We start from the raw sequence: 24,931 nt of genomic DNA, 5'->3' as shown, positions 1-24,931 counted from the left end.
GGGAGGCGGGGACGTGGATCGACATGATGCGAGCGCGGCGCCCGGCAATCGGATCGCCATCGTCGGACGGGCGGGGCGATTTCCTGCGGCGCGCAATGTCGAAGAGTTCTGGGCGATGTTGCGCGATGCGCGCAACGCCGCGCAGCGCCTGACCGACGCCGAGCTGCTGGCCCGCGGCGTCAGCCGCCAGCAGCTCGCTGATCCGAACTATGTGCGGGTGGCCAACGTCCTGCCGGACATGGAATGCTTCGACGCCGGCTTCTTCGGGTTCTCCCCGCGCGAGGCCTCGATCCTCGATCCGCAGCATCGGCATTTCCTGGAGTGCGGCTGGGAGGCCTTCGAGGACGCCGGCTACGTGCCGGAAAAGTTCGACGGCCGCATCGGCGTGTTCGCCGGTTCGGGCATGCAGGCCTATCTGCCGTTCAACCTGCTGAGCAATCCGGACCTGGTCGAGGAAATCGGCCTGTTCCTGCTGCGCCACACCGGCAACGACAAGGACTTCCTGACCACCCGGCTGTCCTACCTGCTGAACCTGACCGGTCCGTCGGTGGCGGTACAGACGGCCTGCTCCACCTCGCTGGTGGCGGTGCACACGGCGATCTCCTCGCTGCTCAATATGGAATGCGACATGGCCCTCGCCGGCGGGGTGACCATCGAGCTCCCGCACCGTGTCGGCTACCGCTACAGCGAAGGCGAAATTCTATCCCCGGACGGCCTCTGCCGCGCCTTCGACGACGACAGCAAGGGGACGGTGTTCGGCTCCGGCGCGGCCCTGGTGGTGCTGCGCCGCTACGAGGACGCCGTGGCCGACGGCGACGACATCAAGGCCGTGATCCTGGCCAGCGCCGTCAACAACGACGGCTCGGGCAAGGCCAGCTACCTGGCCCCCTCGGTGGACGGCCAGGCCGAGGCCGCGGCCGAGGCGCTGGCGCTGTCGGGCGTGTCGCCGGGCGACATCTCCTACATCGAGACGCATGGCACCGGCACGCCGATCGGCGATCCGATCGAGCTGGCCGCCCTGCAGCAGGTCTATGGCGCCGCGCCGAAGGCCGCGATCGGCATCGGGTCGGTCAAGACCAACATCGGCCATCTCGATACCGCCGCCGGCGCGGCCAGCCTGATCAAGGTCGTAGAGGCGATGCGTCACCGCACCCTGCCGGCCAGCCTGAATTTCTCCACGCCCAACAGCCGGTTCGATTTCGACGGCAGCCCGTTCCATGTGGTCGCCCAGGGCGGCGCCTGGGAGCCCGGCGGCCCGCTGCGCGCGGCGGTCAACTCGCTCGGCGTCGGCGGCACCAATGCGCACGTCATCCTGGAGGAGGCGCCGCGCCGCGCCGCCCAGGCCGATGACGGGGCCTGGAAGCTGTTCTCCTTCAGCGCCCGCACCCGGGCCGATCTCGACCGCACCCGCGAGCGCTGGGCCGGCTGGCTGGGCGGCGAGGTCCCGGACCTGCGCGACGTCGCCTTCACGCTGCGGGAGGGCCGCCGCGCGTTCGGCGAGCGCTTCACGGTCGCCGCCCGCAACGCGCAGGAACTGCAGGCGGCGGTCAGTGCGCGCAGTTCGGCCTATCGCCAGCAGGGCAGCGCCGGGGACAGCGCCCCGCGCATCGTGTTCCTCTATCCAGGCGGCGGCGCGCAGTATCCGGGCGCCGGCGCCGGAATGCTGGCCGCGTTCCCGGTGTTCGGCGAGGCCGTGCGCGCCTGTTTCGCCGCCCTGCCGGCGACCGCGCCGGCCGATCTCTATGACATCATGTTCCGCCGCGAGCGCGACGACGCCGAAGCCAAGGCGAAGCTCGAACGCTCAAGCTACGCGATTCCGGCGCTGTTCATTCTCGAATACGCCTATACCCAGCTCTGGCTGTCCTGGGGCGTGAAGCCCGACGCCGTGCTCGCCCACTCGGTCGGCGAGTATGCCGGGGCGGTTGCGGCGGGGGCCATGAAGCTCGCCGACGCACTGAAGATCGTCGCCCTGCGCGGCAAGGTGATGGACGCCGCGCCGGCCGGCGCGATGACCTCCGTCCCGCTGTCCCTGGAGCGCGTGCAGCCCCATCTCGGCGACCGGCTGGATATCGCGGCCGTCAACACCCCCGAAACGACGGTGGTCTCCGGCCAGGTCGCCGACATCGAGCGGCTGGAAGCCGACCTCGCCAAGACCAGCGTCGAAGCGCGGCGCATCCATATCGAGGTCGCGGCCCATTCGCGGCAGCTGGACGGCCAGCTCGAACCGTTCCGCGCCGGCTTCGAGGGCGTGGCCTTCGAACGGCCGACCGTGCCGATGGCCTCGTCGATGCGCGGCGGCTGGGCCAAGGACGAGGACCTGAGCTCCACCGAATACTGGGTGCAGCACCTGCGCAACACGGTGCGCTTCGCCGACGCGGCCCGCACGGTCCTGGCGGGCGAGCCGAGCATCGTCATCGAGGTCGGGCCCGGCCAGACGCTCGGCCCCCTGCTGGAAGCCTGCGACGTGCCGGTTCCGCCGCGCGCGGTGCTCTATTCCTCGCCGCGTCCGCGCGATGCGACCGACGAGACCGGAGTCGCGCTCGCCGCGCTCGGCGGGGTCTGGGCCAACGGCGCCGAGGTGGACTGGTCGCTGGCCGTCCCTGCGGGCGGCGCGCGCGTTTCGCTGCCGACCTACGCCTTCGCCAAGGATCGCCATTGGGTCGAGCCGGGTCGGGGCGCCGCCCGCGAAGCCGCCGAGGAAGCCCCTGAGCTTGTCCGTCGGTCAGACATTCCCGAATGGTTCGAGGAGCTCGGCTGGAGCGAGCAGGCGCGGGGCGGCGGGCCGCCCAGGCTGGACGGCGACTGGCTGGTCTTCGCCGGCGCCGATCCGCTGTCCGAGGCGGTGCTTGAGAGGCTGGGGGCCGCGGGCGCTCGCCTCGCCACAGTCCGCGCCGGCGCGGCGTTCGGCCGATCCGGCGAGGCCTTCACCTTGCGTCCGCAGGCGCAGGACGACTTCGAGGCGCTGGCCAACGCGCTGCCCTCGCCGCCGTCCCGCATCCTCTATCTGTGGGGGCTCGATCCCGCCCTCGCCGACGCGGCGTTCTCCGGCGCCTATCTTCTCGCCCGGCTGCTGCAGCAGGCCGACCTGGAGCAGGCGACGCACCTGACCTTCGTCGCCCAGGGCGCGGCGAGCGTCGCGGGCGAGCCGCTCGTCAATCCGCAGGCCGCCGCCTTGCTCGGCCCGGTCCGGGTCGCCCCGCGCGAGATCCCGGGCCTGAGCTCGGTGCTGGTCGATGTCGGCGAAGGCGCCGGTCTGGACGCGCTGCTGGCGGAAGCCGCCGCGCCGGGCGACTCTGATCATGTGGCGCTGCGCGCCGGCCGCTTCGTCCGCTCGCGCAAGGCCGCTCCGGTGGTCAAGCCGCGGGACCTGCCGCAGCGCCTGCGCAAGAACGGCGTCTATCTGATCACCGGCGGCACGGGCGGCATCGGCCGCGAGATGGTCCGCTGGCTGGCGGAGAAGGCGCAGGCGCGGCTGATCGTGCTGTCGCGCCACGCCGAGGAGGACGCGAGCTTCCGCGCCGAAATCGAGGCGCTCGGCGGCGAGGTGATGTTCGTCCCGGTCGACCTGGCCGATCCCGAGGCCACCACGCGCGCGCTGGAGAGCGCGGCCGAGCGTTTCGGCGCGCCGAACGGCGTCGTTCACGCGGCCGGCGTTCTCGACGATGCGCCCCTGGCGCTCCAGCCGCTGGCCGCGGCGCTCGCCGTCATGGAACCGAAGCTCATCGGGGCGCTGACCCTTGACCGGCTCTACCCCGACGGCAGCCTCGACTTCTTCGCGGTGGTGTCGTCGACCTCGGTGCTGCTGGGCGGGGCAGGTCAGACTTCCTATGCGGGCGCTAACGCCGCGTTGGAGGCCATCGCGGCCAGCCGCAAGGACGGGTTCTCGATCGCCTGGGGCGCATGGCGCGACACCGGCATGGCCGCGCGCGCCTATGGCGCGGGTTCGGTGGCGGCGGGAGATCCCCTGCTGGGCGCCCGCAAGGACGTCGCCGACGGCTCGATCCTGTTCGAGAGCGTGATCGATCCGGAGACCGATTGGCGCGTCCTCGAGCATGTCGTCAACGGCGCCTTGGTGCTGCCGGGCTCGGCCTATATGGAACTCGCCTACGCCGCGGCGAACGCGGTGATGGCCCAGCGTCCGTTCGTGCTCGACGCGCTGCAGTTCGCCACCGCCATGACCTTCGAGCGCATGCCGCGCCGCGTCGTGCTGCGGCTCGATCCCGCGCCGGACGGCTATGAGCTGGTCGTCGAGAGCCGCGCGGCGATGAGCGCCGAGCCGCTCGAGCACATGCGCGCCCGGATCGTCGCGCTGGAGTCTCCGCCGTCTCGCCCGGAGCCGCTCGACGCTTCCGATCTGCCGGTGTCTGTCGTCAGCGGTCAGCCGGTGCAGAACAAGCTGATCGACTTCGGCCCGCGCTGGAGCTGCGTCGGCGATATCCGCATGGCGCAGAAGCGGGTCGTCGGCGAATTCGCGCTGTCCGACGCCTTCCACGGCGACCTGGCGCTGCACCCGTTGCATCCGGCCCTGCTCGACATGGCCGCGACCGTCGGCCTGGCTCTGGTCCCCCTGAACGGCGGCCTCTATGCGCCGATGTCGATCGGCCGCATGCAGGTCTTCGGGCCGCTGCCGGACCGTCTCGTGGCCCATGGCGAACTGATCGCCAGCGAGGAGGGGCGCTACGCCTCGTTCAAGGTCGCCATCTGCGGCGCGGACGGCGAGGTGCTCGTGCAGCTCGACGACTTCGCCCTGCGCGCGATCGCCGACGGCCGGCTGGCGGGGGCGCAGCCGCGTCAGAGCGTCAGCAGCCAGGTGCTGTCCACCGGCATCCGGCGTCTGGAGGCGCCCGAGCTGTTCGCGCGCGTCTTCGACCACCCGGCCCGTCAGATCGTGGTGTCGCCGGTTTCGATCGACCTGCTCCGGCTGGCGATGCTGGAGACCCCGGAGGCCGGCCAACCGCAACGCCAGAACCGGCCGCAGCAGGAGATCGCCGATCCGGTCACCGCGCGGCTGGCCGCGATCTGGAGCGACATCCTGGGCGTCGCCGGCATCGCGCCGGAGGACGACTTCTTCGCGCTCGGCGGCCACTCGCTGAACGCGGTGCGGATGATTGCCCGGGTGCGCAAGGAGTTCGGCGTGTCCTTGCCGCTCGGCAAGCTGTTCGAGGCGCCGCGGCTGGAAGCCTTCGCAGCCCTGCTCGGGGCCGGCGCCAGCCCGCCCCAACAGGTCGTGCGCGCGCCGAGCGAGCTTCCCGCCGCCCCGCGGAGCCTGGAGCCCCGGCGCGTCGCCATGACCGAGGGCCAGCGCGAGATCGCCGGCAGCATCCTTGTCGAGCGCTCGACACTCATCGCCTACAACCTGTCCTTCTCGATGCACGTCGCAGGCGCCATCGAGCTGCCCGCCTTGCGCACGGCGCTCAACGCGCTGGTCGATCGGCACGAGGTGCTGCGCGCATCCTTCGACCTCGAAAACGCGACGCTCACCATCGGGCCGCAGGGCGGCTTCGAACTGAGCGAGAACGACTTGTCGCGGCTGGGCGGCCAGCTCGCCGAGGCGCAGCGCGATGCGCTGCTGCGCGATGCGGCCGGCGCGCCGTTCGACCTGGCCAGCGGTCCGCTGCTGCGGGTGCTGTCGCTGCGGCTGCCGGAGGGGCGCTCGGAGCTGGTGCTCATCGTGCACCACATGGTCTGCGACGGCTGGTCGGCCGGCGTGCTGATGCGCGACCTCGCCGTGCTCTACACCGCGGCGCTCGAGGGGAGGGCGGCCGCCTTGCCGCCGGCCCAGGGCGTCAGCGACCTTGTCGAGGCCGAGGCGCAATGGCGCGGATCGGCTGAGGCCGAGACGCATCGCCGGTTCTGGCTGGACAAGTACGCCAGCTCGCTGCCGGTCATGGACCTGACGTTTGACAAGCCGCATCCGGCGACGACGACGACCGCGGCGGCCCGGGTCGTCACCCGGCTCGACGCCGAGCTGGAAGCGGCCCTGCGCGGCGTGGCGCAGCGGGCCGACACGCCGCTGCGCAACCTGATCTTCGCCAGCTTCCGCTACTACCTGTCGATGATGGTGGGCTCTCCCGACGTGACCGTCGGCATCCCGGTCGCCGGTCAGATCGCCCACGGGCTGGACGACATCGTCGCCCACGGCGTCAGCTTCCTGCCCGTGCGCGCCACCATCGAACGCGGCGCCTCGCTGCGCGACCTGCTGAGCCAGGCGCGCCGGGACATGCTCGAGGCGGTGGAGCACCAGAACTACACGCACGGCGCCCTGGTGCGCGACCTGCAGGCGCCGCGCAGTTCCGCGCGCCACCTGCTGGCGCCGGTGGTGGTCAATATCGACGGCCTCGCCGACCTGGAGAACATCGCCCTCGGCGCCGCGCCCGTCCGCATCGAGGTCAATTCGACCGGCCACGAGTTCTTCGATCTGTTCTTCAATCAGTTCGACGCGCCCGGCCGGGTCGAACTGACCTGGAACTACAAGACCGACCTCTTCCTCGAAGCCACCATCCAGCTGCATGCCGGCAACGTGCTGGCGCTCCTGCGGGCGATCGCCGAGACGCCGGATGCGATGGACCGGCCGATGGCCGCCCTGCTGTCGCATGGCCGCCAGGTCGCCCCGGCCAGCGGCGAGCACGCCGATCCGGGCGCCGCCGGGCCGCAGACCGTGACCGAGGTTTTCCGCGGCGTCGCGGCCGCGCACGCGGGCAAGGTCGCCGTGCGCTTCGGCGACCAGACCCTGACCTATGCCGAGCTCGACCAGCGGTCAGACGCGCTGGCCGCGATGCTGGCCGGGGCGGGCGTCCGCCCAGGGCAGCTGGTGGGGATCTCGTCCCACCGTTCGCTGTCGCTGGTGGTCGCGGTGCTGGGCGTCCTGAAGGCCGGCGCCGGCTACGCGCCGTTCGACGTCAGCCTGCCAGAGGACCGGCTGCGCTTCATGGCGCGCGACACCGGCATCACGGTGCTGCTCGGCGATTGCCCGGCGGCCGCGCAGGAGGGCGTGCGCATCATTCATTGGCGCGAGTTCCCGCAAGCGCCCGCCGCCGCGCCGGCCGTCGAGGTCACCGGCGAGTCCATCGCCTATGTGATGTTCACCTCCGGCACGACCGGGACGCCGAAGGGCGTCGTGCTGCCGCACCGCTCGATCATCCGCATGCTGTGCGACACCGACTGGCTGGAAATGTCGGACAAGACCGTCACGCTGCATTCCTCGGCCTTCGCCTTCGACACCTCGATCATCGACCTGTTCGCCTCGCTGCTGCATGGCGGGACGCTCGTCGTGCCGCCGGACGGGACGCTGTCGATCTCGCAGCTCGCCGACGCCATCCAGAGCCACGGGGTCAACACCCTCTGGCTGACCTCAGGCCTGTTCCACGCCATCGCCGACGTCCGCCCGCAGACCTTCGCCAGCGTGAAGCAGGTGATCGTCGGCGGCGACATCGTCTCGCCCGTCCACGTCGGACGGGTCATGGCCGCGTGCCCGAACGTCGTCGTCATCAACGGCTACGGGCCGACGGAAAGCTGCGTGACCAATGCGCACAAGGTCACCCAGGCCGATCTGTCCCGCGGCATGGCGCTGCCCATCGGCCGCGCCATCCCCGGCACGCAGTCCTACATTCTCGACGAGAACCTGAACCCGGTGCCCGACGGCATCATCGGCGAGCTGGGCATCGCCGGGCGCGGCCTGGCGCTGGGCTACTGGAACCGCCCGGAGCTGACCGCCGAGAAATTCGTCACCGCCCCCTGGGATCCGACCCTGAAGCTCTATCGGTCCGGCGACCTGGTGCTGAACCCCGGCGACGGCGTGCTGCGCTTCTTCGGACGGGCCGACACCCAGGTGAAGGTCCGCGGCTTCCGGGTCGAGCTGACCGAGATCGAGCAGGCGCTGGACGCCCATCCGGCCATTCGCCAGTCGGTCGTCGCCGCCCCGGTGCCGGAGGGACAGACGGACAAGGTGCTGGCCGCCTATTTCGTGGCCCAGGGCGCCGCGCCGCCGGCCGCCGAGCTGCGGGGCTTCCTGTCCGCGCGCCTGCCGGAGTTCGCCATCCCGTCCTTCTTCGTGGCGGTGGACGAAATCCCGCTCAACGCCAACGGCAAGCCGGACCGGCGGGCGTTGCCGGCCCTGCGCAGCCAGGGCGCCGAGGACGACGCCGACGCCACGCTGCGCGGCGAGACCGAGGTCCGCCTGGCCAAGATCTGGTCCGCCGTCCTGGGCGTGAAGGTGATCTCGGCCGACGCCAACTTCTTCCAGATGGGCGGGCACTCGCTGCTTGCGGTGCGGCTGTTCGATCGCGTCCGCAGCGAGTTCGGGCACGACCTGCCGCTCTCGACCCTGTTCAGCAACCAGACCCTGCGCGCGCTGGCGGCGCTGCTCGACGCCACGAGCCCGGCGCCGCCGACGGAAACCAATCCGGACGCCGAGTGGGACACCAGCGCGGTCATCCATCCCGGACCGGAAGGCGACAACCGTCCGCTGTTCATCGCCGGCGGCGTCGGCGGCAACGTCAACAACCTCATGGAGCTCGGCGCGCAGCTTGGGCTCTACCGCGCGGTGGTGGGCTTCCAGACCCGCGGCGTGCTCGGCCACACCCCGCACGAGACCATCGAGGAGATGGCGGCCGCGAACATTCGCTACATGCGCCGGCATCAGCCTACCGGCCCCTATCTGCTGGCCGGCTATTCGGGCGGCTCGCTGACCGCCTTCGAAATGGCCCGCCAGCTTGAAGAGGCCGGCGAGCAGGTCGACCGGCTGTTCGTGCTCGACACCTATGCGCCGGGGTTCGCCAAGGAGTTCCGCCCGCCGGTCAAGCTCGGGATGGGCGAGCGGCTGCTCGACGAGTTCCAGATGCTGCGGATCGAGGGGCTGCCGCTGTTCTTCGAGCGGCGGGCCAGGGCCGTGCGTCGACGGATCATGCGCGGCCGCCGGCTCACCTTCATCAAGAACCCCAGCCTGTCGCATTCGCGCTATCAGGTCATGCAGGACATCTGGATGGCCGCGGCCCGCAAGTACGAAGGCGGCAAGATCAGCGCGCCGGTCACCCTGTTCCGCACCCGGCCGCGGCGCCTGCTGGCGCGCCGCGCCCTGGAGCTCGACCCGACCCTCGGCTGGGGCGCGGTCTCCAATCCCTCGACCGTCGAGACGCCGTGGGTCGAAGGCGACCATATGGGCATGCTCAAGGATCAGAACGTCCGCATGCTGGCGAACCTGATCGAGAGCCGGATCACGCCTCAGGAGGGCGGCGCGACGACCCTGGAGATGAAGGACTCCATCGCATCGGTCAGCCCCAACCTGGCCAAGTCGGCATGATGGCCGTTCGGAATTTCCAGGTACTCCTTCGGACCGGGAGCCTCCTGGTATAGCCGGCGCGCGCGGGCGACCGGCAGGGACTCGTCCAACGCGCCGTGAACGAACAGCTTTGGGGCGCCGATCGCCTGGACGTGGTCGATGATGTCATAACGTTCGGCCCACATCACCTGGCAGAACGGGAAGCCCTTGTAGGCGTCCTGATAATATTGGCAGGTGCGGTAGGGCGAGGCTTCCAACACCACCGCCTCGAACGGCCGCGCCGCCGCCAGGCGGCTGCCCACCCCGGCCCCGAGGCTGAAGCCGTGCAGCACGCGTCGGTTCGCCGGAACCGCCTCTCCCATCAGGTCGTCGAGCTGGTCGTAGAAGGCGAGCGCGTCGCGGGCGAAGTTCATCTCGCTGGACTTGCCGCCGGTCGCGCCGGAGCCGCGATACTCCATCATCGCCAGCCCGAAGCCTTGCTCCTGCAGCGCCCGCAGCCGCTCGAACGAGGCGTCGACGCCCGCGCCATTGCCGTGGAAGCTCATGATCACCGGCTTGCCCGGCTGCGGCATGGCCAGCCGGGCCCCAATCACCTGGCCGTCGCTGGAGCGGAACTGGACGGTCTTCACGTCGTCGGCCGGACGGCCTTCGTCGCCGCGGCTGAAGCGATAGATCCCGTAGTTCTGGAACGCCCACACGCCGGCGAACAGCAGCGCGGTCGCGACAAGCAGCGCGGTCACGACGAGATTGAACATCGACATGCGAGCGCCCCTGCAGCGGCGATATCCGGGCCCGGCGCGCCTCTTCTCGGAAACAGCGGGCGGTCAAAATTTATACGCACGCCAGGCGGGCAAGTCCTAGCTCCGCCGAAGACCCGTCAGCCCTTGAGCACCAGCGGCAGTCCCGCCGCGACCAGCACCGCGCGGTCGGCCGCCGCCGCCACCGCCTGGTTCATCCAGCCGGCCTCGTCGCGGAACCGGCGGGCCAGGGCGTTGTCCGGCACGATCCCCTGGCCGACCTCGTTGGAGACGACGTAGAGCGCCCCCGGGCTGGCGGCCAGCGCGCGCGTCAACTCGGCGACCTGCTGGCCCAAATCGGCCTCGGCCAGCAGGTGGTTGGTCAACCACAGCGTCAGGCAGTCGATCACCGCCACGTCGCTCGCGCCCAGCGCAGCGACCGCGCCGGCCAGGTCCAGCGGCGCCTCCACCGTGGTCCACCCCTCGCCACGCTCGGCCCGGTGACGGGCGATCCGCTCCGCCATCTCGGCGTCGTGCGCCTGGGCCGTGGCGATCATCACATGGCGATTTCCAGGACGCTTCCAGGCCTCACGCAGCGCATAGCTGGTCTTGCCGGATCGCGCGCCGCCGAGGACGAAGGTCAGGCTCATTTGGATTGACGCTCCGCATGGCAGAGCCTAGGCAGGCCCCGCGACAGGTTCCCCGGAAGGGGATTAATAGGGAACTCAGGTGCGAAACCTGGGCTGCCCCCGCAACTGTAAGCGGCGAGCCCGCGCGTCATAAGCCACTGGACGGAAGTCTGGGAAGGCGGCGCGCATCGGCTGTGACCCGTGAGCCAGGAGACCTGCCTGACGCGGTCGTCCTTCGCATGCTCGGTGGGAGCGCGCGAACGGGGAGTTTTCCCGAGAGACGGCGTCCGTCGACCTGCGTGCAAGCGCGGGTCATGTCGTCATGCGTCAGGGGGATAACCCGATGAAGACTGTTCTGCTTGCCACCACCGCCGCGCTCTGCGGCCTTTCCACCCACGCGCTCGCCCAGAGCGCCGCTCCGGTCGCCGTCGCCAGCGTCGGCGAACTGGTGGTGACCGCCACCCGCTCGCCGCAGGAAGCCGACAAGGTCGGCCAGAGCCTCTACGTGCTGGACTCCGCCGCCATCAAGGCCGCCCAGACGGTCGACGTCTCAAGTCTGCTGGCCACCACGCCGGGCGTCAGCTTCTCGCGCAACGGCGGGGTCGGGGGCTCGACCTCGGTGCGCATCCGCGGCGCCGAGGGCGACCAGACCGTGGTCGTCGTCGACGGGGTAAAGCTGAACGACCCCTCGACCGCCGGCGGCGGCTACAATTTCGCCAACCTGCTGGCCGGCGACATCGGCCGTATCGAGATTCTGCGCGGCGCCCAGTCGACCCTGTGGGGCAGCCAGGCCATCGGCGGCGTCGTCAACATCATCACCCGCGAGGCTTCCGAGCCGTTCGAGGCTGACCTCGCCGCGGAGGGCGGTTCGATGGGAACCAGCTACTTCCGCGCCGGCGCGGGCGGCAAGACCGAGCGCCTGGCCTGGCGCCTGGCCGCGGGCCGCTACGACACCGATGGCGTCTCCTCCTACCGCCTCGGCCAGGAGAAGGACGGCTATGAGAACACCGGCGTCAGCGGCCGGGCGGTGTTCACCGCCACCGAGGCGCTGTCCTTCGACCTGCGCGGGGTATACTCCAAGGGGCGCAACGGTTTCGACGGCTTCCCGCCGCCGACCTTCAGCTTCGGCGACACCCGCGAGTACGGCGAGACCGAGGAGTTCGTCGGCTACGGCGCAGTGAACTTCGCCCTGTTCGGCGGCGCCCTGACCAACCGGCTCGCCTATGGCTACACGCGCACCGACCGCCAGAACACCAACCCGGACCAGGCGGTGACCACCACCACATTCGACGCCCGCGGCGAGAACAAGCGCTGGGAGTATCAAGGCGTTTGGACGATCAACGAGGCCTGGACCGCCACCTTCGGCGGCGAGACCGAGGATGCCAGCATGCGCACGGCCTCCCCCAGCGCCTTCGCGCCCAACCCGCCTGCGACCCGCGCCAAGGCCGGCATCGACGGGATCTACGCCCAGGTCCAGGGCGAGGTGGTTTCGGGCCTGACCCTGACCGCCGGCCTGCGCCGCGACAGCCACGACACCTTCGGCGACGCGACCCTTGGCCAGTTCGCCGCGGCCTGGTCGCTGAACGATGGGAACACCGTGCTGCGGGCCAGCTTCGGCCAGGGCTTCAAGGCCCCGACCCTCTACCAGCTCTATTCGGAGTACGGGAACACCGCCCTGGAGGCGGAGGAAGCCGACGGCTGGGACGCCGGGATCGAGCAGCGCTTCGCCGAGCGCTTCATGGTCCGCGCGACCTACTTTAGCCGCGAGACCGACAACCAGATCGACTATTTCTCCTGCACCTCGACCACGACCAATCCGCTCTGCTTCGTCGGCGGCGTGCAGCGCTTCGGATACTACGCCAACACCGCCCAGACCAAGGCGCACGGCGTCGAACTGGAGGGCTCGGCCGATCTTGGCCCGCTGGCGCTCAGCGCCAACTACACCTGGACCGACACCGAGAACGACTCCCCCGGCAACGTGAACCGCGGCAAGCAACTCACCCGCCGGCCCGAGCACCAGGCCAATATCCAGGCGACCTATACTTGGGAGAACAGGGCCAGCCTGGGCGGCTCGATCCGCTATGTCGGCGACAGCTTCGACAACGCCGCCAACACTTACGTCTTGCAGAGCTACACCCTGCTCGACCTGCGGGCCTCCTATCCGGTGAATGAGACCTTCGAGCTCTATGGCCGCGTCGAAAACGCCTTCGACGACGACTACGAAACGACCCGCAACTACAGCTCGCCGGGTCGCGGGATCTATGCCGGTGTCCGCGCCCGGTTCTGATCGCGAGGCGGGGGCCTTCCTCCGCCACGGCGGCCGCCTGGCCGCGGCGCGCGGCGCGTTCCCGGACGCGCCCGCGCCTTGGCTCGACCTGTCGACGGGGATCAACCCGCGGCCCTATCCGGCCCGGCGGGCCCATCCGGCCGCCTTGCGGCGTCTGCCCGACCCGGAGGAGGTGGCGGCGCTCGAGGCCGCCGCCGCCGCTGCGTTCGGGGTCTCGCCCGACCGCGTCGCCGCGACCCCGGGAACCGAGGCGGCGCTGCGAGCGCTGCCTCGGGTGCTGGGCGCCCGCTCGGCGGCGATCGTTTCGCCGACCTACGGCGGACACGCTGAGGCCTGGCGGCTGGCCGGCGCGCGGGTCTCCCAAGGCTCCTGGGACGAAGCGCGCCATAGCGCCGCCGAGGCGGTGGTGCTGGTCAATCCGAACAATCCGGATGGCGCGCATGTCCGGGGGCCGGACCTCGGCGATCGCTGGCTGATCGTCGACGAGGCCTTCGTCGAGACCGTCCCGGAACTGAGTGTCGCACCGCGTCTCTTTTCCTCTCCCGTCACGACGGGGGAGGGGGGAGGCAGGCGCGCGGGCCGCACCGTCGTCCTGCGCTCGTTCGGCAAGTTCTACGGCCTGCCAGGCGTGCGGCTCGGCTTCGTGATCGCCGAGCCGGGCTTGGCCGGACGCATCGGCGCCCAGTTCGGCGACTGGCCGGTCAGCGCCGAGGCCATCGCCGCCGGGCTCGCGGCCTATACGGACGACGCCTGGCGGGAGCGCACCCGCCTGCGCCTGGCCCGCGACGCCGCGCGCCTGGACGCGCTGCTCGGCGCCAACGGCTTCGAGGTGCTGGGCGGGACCTCGCTGTTCCGGCTGGCCGCCGCACCGGACGCCGGACGGCGGTTTGAGGCGCTCGCCCGCCGCGGCGTGCTCACCCGCCCCTTTCCCGATCAGCCGACCTGGCTCAGGTTCGGTTTGCCGAAACCCAAGGATTGGCCGCGCCTCAAGGCGGCCCTGGAGGGCTCCCGCCGATGAGCGACGACGAAGACCGCAAGAACCAGGAACACAAGGCCGCCATGCAGGCGCTCAAGGCCGAGCGCGAGGCGATGATGGCCGAAAAGACCGACGAGGCGTCGGGCCTGCTGCTGGTCCACACCGGCGACGGCAAGGGCAAGTCGACGGCGGCGTTCGGCATGGTCGCCCGCGCCCTCGGCTGGAACCAGAAGGTCGGCATCGTCCAGTACATCAAGGGCAAGTGGATCACCGGCGAGCGTCAGTTCTTCAAGCGTTTCCCGGAGAGCGTCCGCTACGAGGTGATGGGCGAGGGGTTCACCTGGGACACCCAGGACCGCGCCCGCGACATCGCCGCGGCCGAGGCGGCCTGGGCGACCTCGCTGGAGATGCTGCACGATCCGGAGCTCGATCTTGTCCTGCTGGACGAGCTGAACATCGCCCTGCGCTACGACTATCTCGACATCGCCAAGGTGGTCGCCGACCTGCAGGCCCGCCCGCGCGACAAGCATGTCGTGATCACCGGCCGCAACGCCAAGCCGGAGCTGCTGGCCATCGCCGATCTCGTCACCGAGATGACCCTGGTCAAGCATCCGTTCGAGCAGGGCGTCAAGGCTCAGCGGGGCATCGACTTTTGAGCTGGATGCTCACCCGGCGTTCGGCGCTCGCCGCGGGCGCCGTGGTGGGCCTCGGCGGGGCGGCGACGGCGCGTGAGCCGCGGCGCGTGGTCTCGCTCAATCCCTGCCTGGACGTGATCCTGGTCCACGTCGCCGACCGCGCCCAGATCGCCGCCATCAGCCACTATTCGCACGAGCCCAGCTCCTCCAGCATCGGTCCGGCCGGCGCGACCTATCCCTTCACCTACGAGAGCGCCGAGGAGGTCTTGGCTTTGCGGCCCGACCTGGTGCTGACCGGCCGCCACTCCTCGCCGGCCACCCGCGCGGCGCTGAAACGCCTGGGCATCCGCGCTGAACTGTTCGCCGTCCCCAACACGGTCGAGGAGAGCCTCGATCAGGTGCGCCAGGTGGCCCGCGCCGTCCATCGCCCCAAACGCGGCGAGGCGGTGGTCGCCCAGGTCCGCGCCGCGCTCGCCGCCGCCACGCCGCCGCCCGGCACGCCGCGGCTCTCGGCGCTGACCTACCAGGCCGGCGGCTTTGCGACCGCGCCGGGCACCATGATGGACGAGATGATGCGCCGCTGCGGGCTCGACAACGCCGCCGCCCGCTATGGCCTCAAGCGCACCGGCGACGTGCCGCTGGAACTGTTGGTCGCTGATCCGCCGGACGTGCTGCTGGCCGGACAGGCCGAGCCCGGCGCCCCGACCTGGGCCGACCGTGTCCTCACCCATCCGGCCCTGTCGCGGGTCGCGACCCGCATGCACCGCGCGACCTTCCCCCAGCAGCTGACCTTCTGCGGCGGCCCGGTGCTGATCGAGACCGCCCGCATGCTGGCCAAGGCCCGCGGAGACGCGCTGGCCAAGCGGAGGGGAGCATGAGCAAAAGACGCGCGACTCTCATCGCCCTCGGCGGCCTACTGGTGCTGCTGTCCATGGTCAGCATGGCCGCCGGCCGGGTCTGGGTGCCGCTATCCGATTGGCTGAACCCCGCCGATCCGCGCTGGTCGATCATCTTCGAGCTGCGGTTGCCGCGCACCATCCTGGCCGTCGCCGTCGGCGCGGCGCTCGGCATGGCCGGCGCGGCCATGCAGGGCTACACGCGCAATCCGCTGGCCGATCCCGGCGCCCTGGGCGTCTCCTCGATGGGCGCGCTCGGTGCGGTGCTGACCCTCTATCTCGGCGCCGGCGCGGCCGAGCCCTGGGTGATCACCGCCTTCGCCATGCTCGGCGCCCTGGTCGCGGTGTTCCTGCTGCTGGCCCTCTCGGGCCGCGCCTCCAGCATCGTCACCTTCATCCTGGCCGGGGTGATCCTGCAGACCATGGCCGGCGCCGGCGTCGCTCTGGCGCTGAGCCTGGCCCCCAACCCCTGGGCGGTGAACGAGATCGTCAACTGGCTGATGGGCTCGCTCGCCGACCGCAGCCTGCCCGAGGTGCAGACCGCCCTGCCGCTGATCGTGCTCGGCTGTCTCCTGCTGCTGGCCACCGGCCGCAGTCTCGACGCCCTGACCCTGGGCGAGACGGGCGCCCGCTCGCTCGGCGTCAATATGAGCCGGGTGCGCTGGATGCTGGCGCTCGGCGTCGCCTTCACCGCCGGGGCCAGCGTGGCGGTCACCGGCGTCATCGGCTTCGTCGGCCTGATCGTGCCGCACCTGCTGCGTCCGCTGGTCGGGGCGCGGCCCGGCGGCCTGATGTGGCCCAGCGCGCTCGGCGGCGCGGTGCTGGTGCTCGCCGCCGACATCGCCGTGCGGCTGACCCCCGCCGCCGGCGAGGTGAAGCTGGGCGTCGCCATGGCCGTGCTGGGCGGACCGTTCTTCTTCGCCCTGCTGCTCTCCCTGCGCCGGAGGATCGCATGAGCCGCCTGCAAGCCCACGGCGTCCAGGTCCGCCTCGGCGGCAAGGCCGTGGTCGACGGCGTCACCGCCGCCTTCGACAGTGGGACGGTCACCGCCATCCTCGGCCCCAACGGCGCCGGCAAATCGACCTTGCTCAGCTGCCTGGCCGGTCTGCGTAGGCCGCAGGCGGGCCAGGTCGCCCTCGATCATGACGACGTCATCGCCATGGCCCCGCGGGCCCGCGCCCGCCGCATCGGCGTGCTGCCGCAAACCCAGGAGGTCGCCTGGGCGGTCGAGGCGCGGATCCTGGTAGGCCTCGGCCGCACGCCGTTCATCGGCTCCAGCGGCCTGTCGCTCGAGGACGCCGCCGCCATCGACCGGGCCATGGCCGCCGCCGGCGTGGTCGAGCTGGCCGACCGCGACGTCACCACCCTGTCGGGCGGAGAGCGAGGCCGCGTGCTGATCGCCCGCGCCCTGGCCGGCGAACCCGAATGGCTGCTGGCCGACGAACCGCTGACCGGCCTCGATCCCGGCCACCAGCTCGACGCCGGCGAGCTGTTCCGCAGCCTGGCCCACGACCAGGGCAAGGGCGTGATCGTCACCCTGCACGACCTGTCGCTGGCGGCCCGCATCGCCGACCGGATCATCGTCATGGCGGCCGGCCAGGTTCTGGCCGACGGTCCGCCGGCGCAGGCGCTGTCGCCGCAGGTCATGGCCCGCGCCTACGGCGTCCGCGCCCGCGTGGTCGAGGGGCAGGGCGGCCCGCTGATCGAGATCGTCGGGCGTGGCGGCTGATCCCTGGATCGTGCTGGCCGCCGCCGCGGTCGAGGGCGTCTTCGGCTATCCGCGGCGTCTGCCGCATCCGGTGGTCTGGATCGGCGCGGCCCTGCGCCGGCTGGACGCCGCCCTCAACCGCGGCGGCGACGTCCGTCGGCGGCTCGCCGGGGTCCTGACCCTGCTGATCGTCGCCGGGCTGGCCGGGGGCGCCGGCTGGTGCCTCGACAGGTCCCTGCACGGCTGGGCGCTGATCCTGACGATAGCGCTGGGTTCCACGGGCCTCGCCGCCCGCAGCCTCTACGACCACGTGGCGGCGGTCAGCAAGGCGCTGGACCCTGACACGAACCTGCCCGCCGCCCGCGCCGCCGTGGCTATGATCGTCGGCCGCGACACCGCCGCCCTGGACGAAGGCGGCGTCGCCGCCGCGGCCCTGGAGAGCCTGGCCGAAAGCTTCAACGACGGCGTCGTCGCCCCGTTGTTCTGGTTCCTGCTCGGCGGTCTCGCCGGCCTTTTCGCCTATAAGGCGGTCAACACCGCCGACAGCATGATCGGCCACCGCGAGGAGCCCTATCGCTGCTTCGGCTGGGCCGCCGCCAGGACCGACGACCTGATGAACCTGATCCCGGCCCGCATCGCCGGCGGCCTGATCGCCCTCGTCGCCGGCCGCGGCTGGAAGGTCATGCTGCGCGACGCTGGCAAGCACGCCTCGCCCAATTCGGGCTGGCCCGAGGCGGCGATGGCCGGCGCGCTGGGCGTGCGGCTCGGCGGCCCGGCCAGCTATGACGGCGTTCCCCACGACCGCCCGAGCTTCGGTGACGGGCCGCGGCCGTCGGCCCTGGACCTGACGCGGGGGCTTGGGCTCTATCTGCGCGCCTGCGCGGTCCTCGCCGCCGCGCTCGCCGTCGGAGGACTGCTGTGGCCGCGTTGATGATCCAGGGATGCGGCTCGGACGTCGGCAAGTCGGTGCTGGTCGCCGGCCTCTGCCGGGTGTTCGCCAACCAGGGCCTGCGCGTGCGCCCCTTCAAGCCGCAGAACATGTCGAACAACGCCGCGGTCACCATCGACGGCGGCGAGATCGGCCGCGCCCAGGCCCTGCAGGCCATCGCCTGCCGCACCCCGGCGACCGTCGACATGAACCCCGTCCTGCTCAAGCCGCAGAGCGACGTCGGCGCCCAGCTCGTCGTTCGCGGCCGGATGGCCGGGACCTGGCAGGCGCGCGGCTACCAGGCGCGCAAGGCTGCCCTGCTAGACGTCGTGCTGCAGAGCTTCCGCACCCTGAAGGACGAGAGCGACCTGGTGATCGTCGAGGGCGCCGGCAGCCCGGCCGAGATCAACCTGCGGGCCGGCGACATCGCCAATATGGGCTTCGCCCGCGCCGCCCAGGTGCCCGTCGTGCTGGTCGGCGACATCGACCGCGGCCACGTGATCGCCGCCCTGGTCGGCGCCCACACGGTGCTGGAGCCGGAGGACCGCGAGATGATCGCCGGCTTCCTGATCAACAAGTTCCGCGGCGATCCCAGCCTGTTCGACGACGGCCGCGCAGAGATCGCCCGCCGCACCGGCTGGGCCGACCTCGGCATGGCCCCCTGGCTGGCCGCCGCCCGCGGGCTGCCGGCCGAGGACGCGGTGGTGCTCGAGCGTGCCGGCGTTGGGGCCGCCCGCAAGGTGAAGATTGTCGCGCCGATGCTCTCGCGCATCGCCAACTTCGACGACTTCGATCCGCTGCGGGCCGAGCCCGAGGTCGAGTTCGGCTTCGTGCCGCCCGGCTCGCCATTGCCCGGCGACGCCGACCTGGTGATCCTGCCGGGGACCAAGGCCACCATCGCCGACCTGGCCTTCCTGCGCGCCCAGGGCTGGGACATCGATCTTGCCGCGCACGCGCGCCGCGGCGGGCGGGTCCTGGGCATCTGCGGCGGCTTCCAGATGCTGGGACGCTCCATCGCCGATCCCGACGGCGTCGAGGGGGCCCCCGGCGCGGCCGAAGGCCTTGGTCTGCTCGACGTCGAGACCGTGCTGACCGGCGACAAGGTGCTGCGCCCGGCCGCCGGCCGACTGGTTTCAGGCGCGCCGTTCGCCGGCTACGAGATCCACGTCGGCCGCACCACCGGGCCCGGTCTGCGCCGCCCGCTGCTGGTCCGCCAGGACGGGGCGGGTGAGGGCGCAGTCTCGGCCGACGGCAGGATCGCCGGCGCCTATGTCCATGGCCTGTTCGACGGCGCCCAGGCGCGCGCCTCGCTGCTGGCCGAGCTTGGGGCGGCGTCCGACGGCCTCGACCAGATCGCGCGGGTGGACGCGGCGCTGGACGAGATCGCCGCTGTCCTGCAGTCCGCCTTCGATATCCCCCGCCTGGCGGCCATCGCCGGCCTGGAGCCCCGTGCATGACCCCGATCGTTCCGCTCGACCGCAGCCAGGAGGCGGCGTTCCGCGCCCTGGTCGACGGCAAGGCCAAGCCGCCGGGGGCCCTGGGCAAGGTTGAGGATCTCGCCGTCCGTCTGGCGCTGATCGCCGGCCGGCCCGACCCCACGTTCGACAAGGCGCTGCTGCTGGTGTTCGCCGGCGACCACGGCCTCAACGAGTCCGGCGTCTCGGCCTATCCGTCGGCCGTCACCACGGCGATGGTCGCCACCCTGCTGGCCGGCAAGGCCAGCGCCAACGCCTTCGCCGGCGCGGTCGGCGCACGGGTGATGGTGGTCGACGCGGGCGTTGACGCCGACCTGCCGCCGCATCCGGCGTTGATCGACGCCAAGGTCCGCAAGGGCACGCGCAACGCCGAGCATGGCCCGGCCCTGACGCCCGCCGAGGTGGAGAGCGCCCTGGCCCACGGCGGCGCCATCGCCCGCAACGCCGTCGAGGCCGATGGCGTGCAGGTGCTGGCGGTCGGCGAGATGGGCATCGGCAACAGCGCCAGCGCCGCCCTGGTCCTGCACCGCCTGGCCTCCGCGCCGCTGGCCGACTGCATCGGCCTGGGCGCCGGCCACGACCCGCAGGGCCTGGCCCGCAAGCATGCGGTGCTGACCGCCGCCGCCGCCCGTACCGATGCGACCGACCCGCGCGAGGTGCTGGCGCAGTTCGGCGGGCTGGAGATCATCGCCATGGCCGGCGCGATCCTGGGCGCGGCGGCGACGCGGACGCCGGTGCTGATCGATGGCTTCATCGCCTCGACCGCCGCGCTCGCGGCGATCCGGCTTGACCCGGCCTGCGCCGACTTCTGCATCTTCACCCACCGCTCGGCCGAGAAGGGCCACGCCGTCGTTCTGGCCGCGGCCGGGGCCGATCCGCTGCTCGACCTCTCGATGCGGCTGGGCGAGGGGACCGGCGCGCTGTTGGCCCTGCCGATGGTCCGCGCCGCCGCGGCCCTGCTGCGCGAGGTCGCCAGCCTCGACGACGTGCTGGCCGGACGCCTGTGAGCTGGCTCGCCCGCCAGCTGCGGCTGTTTCTCTGCGCGGTGCAGTTCCTCACTCGCCTGCCGACGCCGACGCTCTCCGGCTTCGAGCCGGACTGGATCTCGCGCAGCGCCCGCTACTTCCCGCTGGTCGGCCTGCTGGTCGGCGGCGTCTGCGCGGCGGTGTTCTGGGCCGCCTCCCAGCTCTGGAGCGGGGCGCTGCCGGCCCTGCTGGCGATCGGCACGGGGGTTCTGGTCACCGGCGCCTTCCACGAGGATGGCCTGGCTGACACCGCCGACGGCCTCGGCGGCGGCGGCACGCCCGAGCGCCGCCTGGAAATCATGAAGGACAGCCGCATTGGGACCTACGGCGCGCTCGCCCTGGGTCTGGTGCTGGCGACCAAGGTCTCGGCCCTGGCCACCCTGCCGGCGGGCCTCGGCGCCTGGACTCTGGTCGCCGCCCATGCCGGCGGCCGCGGGGCCTCGGTGCTGACCATGCGCGCCCTGGCCTATGTGCGCGACGTCGACGGCGGCAAGTGGAAGCCGGCGCCCTCCGACCTCGGCTTCTGGGAGGTGCTGGCCGCCCTGACCTTTGCGGCCCTGCCGCTGGCCCTGTCCCCGGCCGGGGTGGTGTTCCAGGGTCTGTTGGCCGGCGCCCTGCTGGCGCTGGTCCTGGTCCTCGTCGCCCGCCGGCTGCTGGGCGGCTACACCGGCGACGTGCTGGGGGCGGTCGAGCAGGTTTTCGAGCTTGGCTTTACGCTGGGCGTCGCCGCCGCCCTGGCTTGGCCGGCTTCCGAACGCTGAGAGTCGCGATCAGATTGCTCCACCTGAGCGCGAACTATTCAGCTTTCGCGGCGCCTGGGCGCCGCATACTGTAGTTCATGCTGTGTGAGTCCCTGAGACAACTGTCGCTAGGCGCCGAAACGGCGGGCTCGGATGCGACAATACTCATCTTAGGGTGCGAGGACGTGGGGCGTCGAGCGAGACCATGACGGACGATGGCCAGGACGACGTCCGGGCGGCGGAGATGCGCCACCGCGCCGCCAACACCTTCCAGCTCATTTCCGCCCTGGCCCGCATGCGTGGCCAGCGCACGGCCGAACCCGAGGCCCGCCGCCAGCTGGTCTGGATGGCCGACGCGATCGGCGCCCTAGGCGCGCTGGAGCGCCATCGCCGCGAAGGCGGCGTCGACTTCCAGGCCTACCTGCTGGAGATGGCTCCCGTCTGGCGTCGCCGCCACACCGCCGCGCCGATCGAGGTGGCGGTAGCGATGGAGCCGGTCATCGTCCCCGACCAGGCCGCCTCCACCCTGGCGCTGATCGTGCACGAGCTGGTCTCCAACGCCCTGGCCCACGCCTATCGGGAGGGCGAGCCCGGCCAGGTCGAGGTCAGCCTGTCGAGGGCCGAGGACGGCGAGCGCTACCAATTGGTGGTCCGTGATCATGGCAGAGGCTTCGATCCGTCCTCGCCGAGCGGGCGCGAGCGGTTCGGCCTGTGGTTCGTCCGCAGCCTGGCGGCCCAGGTCCGCGGCGAGCTGAAGTTGGACACTCGCGACGGGGTCTGCGCCCAGTTGCTGTTTTCCCTCTAGGCGCGGCCCGCCTCGACCCGCGGCGGGGGCGGCGCCAGCCGTTCGTACTGGCGGCGGACCGCCTCGTAGCACTCGCAGGTCGCCGACTGCAGGCCGTCGCGGTCGACGATATCGACGATGCCCCGGCGATAGCGGATCCAGCCCTTGTCCTGCAGGCTGCGGGCGACGGCGGTCACCGTCGTGCGCTGCACCCCCAGCATGTCGGCCAGGAATTCCTGGGTCAGGGCCACGGTGTCGGTCGAAATCCGATCATGACAGGTCAGCAGCCACCGACAGAACCGGGCCTCCACCGAATGCAGCGCATTGCAGGCCGCCGACTGGGCGGTGTGCGCCAGCAGCGCCTCGCCGTTGCGGTCGACCATCTCGCGGATGCGCGGGCTCTTGGCCCAGGCCTCGTGCAGCTGGCTCGAGCCGATGCGCGAACAGCGGCAGGGCGTCTGCACGATCGCCCGCGACAGCGAATGACGCGGGGCCGCCGCCGCCGACAACCCGACCGCGCCTTCCCAGCCGATGGTGGCGCTCTCGATCGCCGCGCCGTTCTCCATCAAGGTCATCATCGAGACGACGCCGTCGTGAGGGAAGTAGACGACGTCGATCCGGTCGCCCGGATCGTACAACAGGCGCGCGCGCTCCAGGTCCATGTGGGTGAGGTGCGGCGCGAGGAGGCCGTAGTCCTCCGGAGGCAGTGCGGCGAGTAAGCGATTTTGCACTGAACTCGGAGACCTTCGCAGCGGAGAATCACGCGTCGCCTTGCGGCTTGTCGTTAACCTAGTCCGTGCGCTGCTTTATGACTGTCGTGAACTCGACACAACTTTGCGGTCGTGCGGCGGCCGGCTGAAAACAGGCGTCGAGAACTGGCGAATATAGACCGCCGTTCTTGGAAACTTCAGATTGGACTGAAGTATAACCGTATCATCCTAGCCGGGGCGGCCATGGCGCCTCAATGGAAGTGCAGGTTCGCCCGTCCGCCCAGGTGCGGCTCGTGCTTTCGGGCGTTGGCCATGGCGATCTCCCAGGCGAAGGTCACCGGCCCGGCCTGCGAGCACCAGACCTGGGCGTCGCGCGCGTCCAGGCAGATCAGCGTCAGGCGCGGGTCGCTCTTGCCTTGCGGATGCCAGGCCGCGACGACCGCGTTCCAGTACTTGGCGATCCGCGCCTCGTCGCGTTTCACGCTCAGCTGGCCGGTGATCGTCGCCTGCAGGTCACGTTGCTGGAACACGAACATGCCCTCGCCGCCCTGGCCGATGCGGCGCGCCAGCTCAGTGTCGCTGCGGGCGAAGAACCATAGCCGTTCTCCTTCGCGTTCCACGAAGGCGGTCATTGGTTGGAGGGCGGTCTCTTCGGCCAAGCCCAACATCCCGGTCTGGTGGCGCTCGATGTCGTCCCACAGCCTACGCTCGACGGCGGCGCGGTCGTTCATGTCGATGCTCATGACGGCTCCTGCGACGGTTCAAACGGGCGTCGATCGTCCGATCGGACTCGGCGCGCCCTAGCTTGAACCCGAAATCACAGCCGCGGTTCCGACTTCTTTCCCTTGCGTCATGCTTCCCAGGATGCGGCCGCCTAGGCCATGATGTCCGAATTCTTTCGACTGCCGATTCAAAGTTGAGATCATTTCGATGAGCGAGATCGTCGTTCCCCGCCAATTTCGGGGACCTCCCTTCACGGCCAATGGCGGCTACATCTGCGGCTTGCTCGCCGGCGCGGTCGGGGGCCGCGGCGTGGCGATGCTGCGCGCGGGCGTGCCGCTCGACACCGCGGTCAGCCTGACCCCCGGCGACGGTGAAGGCGTGCTGCTGGTCAACAACGAGGGCGCCGTCCTCGGCTCGGCCCGACCGGCCGACGACAGCCAGATTCCCAATCCGCCGCCGGCGCCGCCGACCCTCGAAGAGGCCCGCGCCTTCGGCGCGGCCTCGCCGTTCGCGACCCGCTCGCTGCACCGCGGCTGCTTCTCATGCTGCGTCGAGCGCGAGGCCGGCGAGGGCCTGGGCGTGTTCGTCGGCCAGATCGACGGCGCCCCGGCCGGCCACTGCGCCGGGGTCTGGACCCCGCACGCCAACTTCGCCGACGCTCACGGAAACATTCCGGACGAGGTGACCTGGGGCGCGCTCGACTGCTCGGGCTCGATGGCCTGGTGGATCAAGTCCGGCTCGCCGGTCGGGCTGCTCGGCACCATGGCCGGCGAAGTCCTGCGCAAGCCGAAGGCGGGCGAGTCCTATGTCGTCGTCGCCTGGGCTCGTGAGGTCGAGGGCCGCAAGCACTTCGCCGGGGTCGCGCTGTTCGATGGCGCGGGCGAGGTCATGGCCCGCTCCGGCCAGATCTGGATCGGCCGCCCGCCTGGCGCCCCGATGCCGCTGCCGCTTGGGGCGAAGCAGCAGGCCTAAGGCGCCGCGCGCGTCGAGCATGTTCAGCTGTCGGCGCGCCGTGAATTCGGCGCGCTGCAAGGGGCTTGGCCGGCGGCCGGGCCCCTTTCCATATGTGTCGCGCCGGCCACGCTGACGGCGCTCAGCGAACAAAGTTCGCAGAACTTCCGTATATTTAACGCCTCGCTAACCATGTGGGCGCAAGCTTCCCCGGCGTCACGACTAGAAGGGTCGTCCGATGTTCAAGGTGGAGTTTCACTTCCTGGGAGAGGGGCTCTGGGCCCGCGCCGCGCCGATGACCCAGTTGGCGGCCACGCATCTGGCCAAGACCCTCCAGGACCTTGGGTTCGCCGACGAGGCCCGGGTCGTGCCCAGCCGCCCGCTTGAGAGCCGCGAAGAAGGCCGAACCTTCGACGTTCGCATCTGACCGCTCCGCCCGCTGGCGAGCGG

General features: G+C 71.3%; 18 protein-coding genes and 1 riboswitch. Of the genes, 14 read left to right on the top strand and 4 right to left on the bottom strand.

Annotated elements, in window-relative coordinates; all coding sequences use genetic code 11:
• Positions 1 to 13 precede the first annotated feature (13 nt).
• On the top strand, positions 14 to 9,298 hold the full coding sequence (locus tag O4N75_RS18765; protein WP_269626964.1) for a non-ribosomal peptide synthetase/type I polyketide synthase: 9,285 nt from the start codon (positions 14 to 16) through the stop codon (positions 9,296 to 9,298).
• Here the strand turns inward: O4N75_RS18765 and O4N75_RS18760 are convergent.
• Both O4N75_RS18760 and cobU read right to left on the bottom strand, forming a co-directional pair.
• Complete coding sequence (locus tag O4N75_RS18760) at positions 9,220 to 10,038, bottom strand: alpha/beta fold hydrolase (protein WP_269626963.1); 819 nt, start codon at positions 10,036 to 10,038, stop codon at positions 9,220 to 9,222. The genes O4N75_RS18765 and O4N75_RS18760 overlap by 79 nt on opposite strands.
• Positions 10,039 to 10,154: 116 nt before the next feature.
• Positions 10,155 to 10,664: a bifunctional adenosylcobinamide kinase/adenosylcobinamide-phosphate guanylyltransferase gene (cobU, locus tag O4N75_RS18755; protein ID WP_269626962.1), complete on the bottom strand. Its 510-nt coding sequence runs from the start codon at positions 10,662 to 10,664 to the stop codon at positions 10,155 to 10,157.
• A 28-nt stretch (positions 10,665 to 10,692) separates the two neighbouring features.
• A riboswitch (cobalamin riboswitch) is annotated at positions 10,693 to 10,881 on the top strand.
• A gap of 105 nt (positions 10,882 to 10,986) precedes the next feature.
• Here cobU and O4N75_RS18750 point away from each other — a divergent pair.
• The 11 genes from O4N75_RS18750 to O4N75_RS18700 all read left to right on the top strand — a co-directional run bounded on the left by O4N75_RS18750 (position 10,987) and on the right by O4N75_RS18700 (position 22,118).
• Positions 10,987 to 12,930: a TonB-dependent receptor gene (locus O4N75_RS18750; protein ID WP_269626961.1), complete on the top strand. Its 1,944-nt coding sequence runs from the start codon at positions 10,987 to 10,989 to the stop codon at positions 12,928 to 12,930.
• Positions 12,911 to 13,948 carry an aminotransferase class I/II-fold pyridoxal phosphate-dependent enzyme gene (locus O4N75_RS18745; protein ID WP_269626960.1) on the top strand — a complete coding sequence of 346 codons (1,038 nt, stop codon included), beginning with the start codon at positions 12,911 to 12,913 and terminating at the stop codon, positions 13,946 to 13,948. The genes O4N75_RS18750 and O4N75_RS18745 overlap by 20 nt, the downstream gene beginning before the upstream one ends.
• Positions 13,945 to 14,562 (top strand): cob(I)yrinic acid a,c-diamide adenosyltransferase, encoded by a 618-nt coding sequence (cobO, locus tag O4N75_RS18740; RefSeq protein WP_269626959.1) that lies wholly within the window; start codon positions 13,945 to 13,947, stop codon positions 14,560 to 14,562. Before O4N75_RS18745 ends, cobO begins: the two co-directional genes overlap by 4 nt.
• A 5-nt stretch (positions 14,563 to 14,567) precedes the next feature.
• Positions 14,568 to 15,419 (top strand): ABC transporter substrate-binding protein, encoded by an 852-nt coding sequence (locus tag O4N75_RS18735; protein WP_269626958.1) that lies wholly within the window; start codon positions 14,568 to 14,570, stop codon positions 15,417 to 15,419.
• Positions 15,416 to 16,393, top strand: coding sequence for an iron ABC transporter permease (locus O4N75_RS18730; protein ID WP_269626957.1), 978 nt, complete (start codon positions 15,416 to 15,418; stop codon positions 16,391 to 16,393). Before O4N75_RS18735 ends, O4N75_RS18730 begins: the two co-directional genes overlap by 4 nt.
• Complete coding sequence (locus tag O4N75_RS18725; RefSeq protein WP_269626956.1) at positions 16,390 to 17,166, top strand: ABC transporter ATP-binding protein; 777 nt, start codon at positions 16,390 to 16,392, stop codon at positions 17,164 to 17,166. Before O4N75_RS18730 ends, O4N75_RS18725 begins: the two co-directional genes overlap by 4 nt.
• Positions 17,156 to 18,076, top strand: coding sequence for an adenosylcobinamide-phosphate synthase CbiB (gene cbiB, locus O4N75_RS18720; RefSeq protein ID WP_269626955.1), 921 nt, complete (start codon positions 17,156 to 17,158; stop codon positions 18,074 to 18,076). Before O4N75_RS18725 ends, cbiB begins: the two co-directional genes overlap by 11 nt.
• On the top strand, positions 18,064 to 19,530 hold the full coding sequence (locus tag O4N75_RS18715; protein WP_269626954.1) for a cobyric acid synthase: 1,467 nt from the start codon (positions 18,064 to 18,066) through the stop codon (positions 19,528 to 19,530). Before cbiB ends, O4N75_RS18715 begins: the two co-directional genes overlap by 13 nt.
• A complete protein-coding gene (cobT, locus tag O4N75_RS18710) occupies positions 19,527 to 20,555 on the top strand; it encodes a nicotinate-nucleotide--dimethylbenzimidazole phosphoribosyltransferase (protein ID WP_269626953.1) in 1,029 nt (342 codons plus the stop codon). Before O4N75_RS18715 ends, cobT begins: the two co-directional genes overlap by 4 nt.
• Positions 20,552 to 21,334 (top strand): adenosylcobinamide-GDP ribazoletransferase, encoded by a 783-nt coding sequence (gene cobS / locus O4N75_RS18705; protein ID WP_269626952.1) that lies wholly within the window; start codon positions 20,552 to 20,554, stop codon positions 21,332 to 21,334. Before cobT ends, cobS begins: the two co-directional genes overlap by 4 nt.
• A 184-nt stretch (positions 21,335 to 21,518) precedes the next feature.
• Positions 21,519 to 22,118, top strand: a complete 600-nt coding sequence (locus tag O4N75_RS18700; RefSeq protein ID WP_269626951.1) for a sensor histidine kinase — start codon at positions 21,519 to 21,521, stop codon at positions 22,116 to 22,118.
• Here O4N75_RS18700 and O4N75_RS18695 read toward each other — a convergent pair.
• Both O4N75_RS18695 and O4N75_RS18690 read right to left on the bottom strand, forming a co-directional pair.
• Entirely contained in the window at positions 22,115 to 22,828 is a 714-nt protein-coding gene (locus O4N75_RS18695; RefSeq protein ID WP_269626950.1) for a Crp/Fnr family transcriptional regulator, read from the bottom strand. The genes O4N75_RS18700 and O4N75_RS18695 overlap by 4 nt on opposite strands.
• 230 nt (positions 22,829 to 23,058) lie before the next feature.
• Complete coding sequence (locus O4N75_RS18690) at positions 23,059 to 23,550, bottom strand: pyridoxamine 5'-phosphate oxidase family protein (protein ID WP_269626949.1); 492 nt, start codon at positions 23,548 to 23,550, stop codon at positions 23,059 to 23,061.
• Between the two features lie 187 nt (positions 23,551 to 23,737).
• On the opposite strand from O4N75_RS18690, the gene O4N75_RS18685 reads away from it, so the two are divergent.
• Entirely contained in the window at positions 23,738 to 24,502 is a 765-nt protein-coding gene (locus O4N75_RS18685; protein WP_269626948.1) for a hypothetical protein, read from the top strand.
• A 217-nt stretch (positions 24,503 to 24,719) separates the two neighbouring features.
• Positions 24,720 to 24,908, top strand: coding sequence for a hypothetical protein (locus O4N75_RS18680; protein WP_267234189.1), 189 nt, complete (start codon positions 24,720 to 24,722; stop codon positions 24,906 to 24,908).
• The last annotated feature ends 23 nt before the right edge of the window (positions 24,909 to 24,931 follow it).

The organism is Phenylobacterium sp. NIBR 498073, from assembly GCF_027286305.1.
In the GTDB taxonomy this organism is placed as follows: Bacteria; Pseudomonadota; Alphaproteobacteria; order Caulobacterales; family Caulobacteraceae; genus Phenylobacterium.
This window is presented reverse-complemented; position numbering and strand designations above follow the sequence as displayed.

Bases quoted from the DNA above. Each gene is read 5' to 3' on its own strand.
- O4N75_RS18760 (WP_269626963.1), bottom strand. From the start codon at position 10,038: ATGTCGATGTTCAATCTCGTCGTGACCGCGCTGCTTGTCGCGACCGCG.
- cobU (WP_269626962.1), bottom strand. From the start codon at position 10,664: ATGAGCCTGACCTTCGTCCTCGGCGGCGCGCGATCCGGCAAGACCAGC.
- O4N75_RS18750 (WP_269626961.1), top strand. From the start codon at position 10,987: ATGAAGACTGTTCTGCTTGCCACCACCGCCGCGCTCTGCGGCCTTTCC.
- cobO (WP_269626959.1), top strand. From the start codon at position 13,945: ATGAGCGACGACGAAGACCGCAAGAACCAGGAACACAAGGCCGCCATG.
- O4N75_RS18735 (WP_269626958.1), top strand. From the start codon at position 14,568: ATGCTCACCCGGCGTTCGGCGCTCGCCGCGGGCGCCGTGGTGGGCCTC.
- O4N75_RS18730 (WP_269626957.1), top strand. From the start codon at position 15,416: ATGAGCAAAAGACGCGCGACTCTCATCGCCCTCGGCGGCCTACTGGTG.
- O4N75_RS18725 (WP_269626956.1), top strand. From the start codon at position 16,390: ATGAGCCGCCTGCAAGCCCACGGCGTCCAGGTCCGCCTCGGCGGCAAG.
- cobT (WP_269626953.1), top strand. From the start codon at position 19,527: ATGACCCCGATCGTTCCGCTCGACCGCAGCCAGGAGGCGGCGTTCCGC.
- O4N75_RS18700 (WP_269626951.1), top strand. From the start codon at position 21,519: ATGACGGACGATGGCCAGGACGACGTCCGGGCGGCGGAGATGCGCCAC.
- O4N75_RS18690 (WP_269626949.1), bottom strand. From the start codon at position 23,550: ATGAGCATCGACATGAACGACCGCGCCGCCGTCGAGCGTAGGCTGTGG.
- O4N75_RS18685 (WP_269626948.1), top strand. From the start codon at position 23,738: ATGAGCGAGATCGTCGTTCCCCGCCAATTTCGGGGACCTCCCTTCACG.
- O4N75_RS18680 (WP_267234189.1), top strand. From the start codon at position 24,720: ATGTTCAAGGTGGAGTTTCACTTCCTGGGAGAGGGGCTCTGGGCCCGC.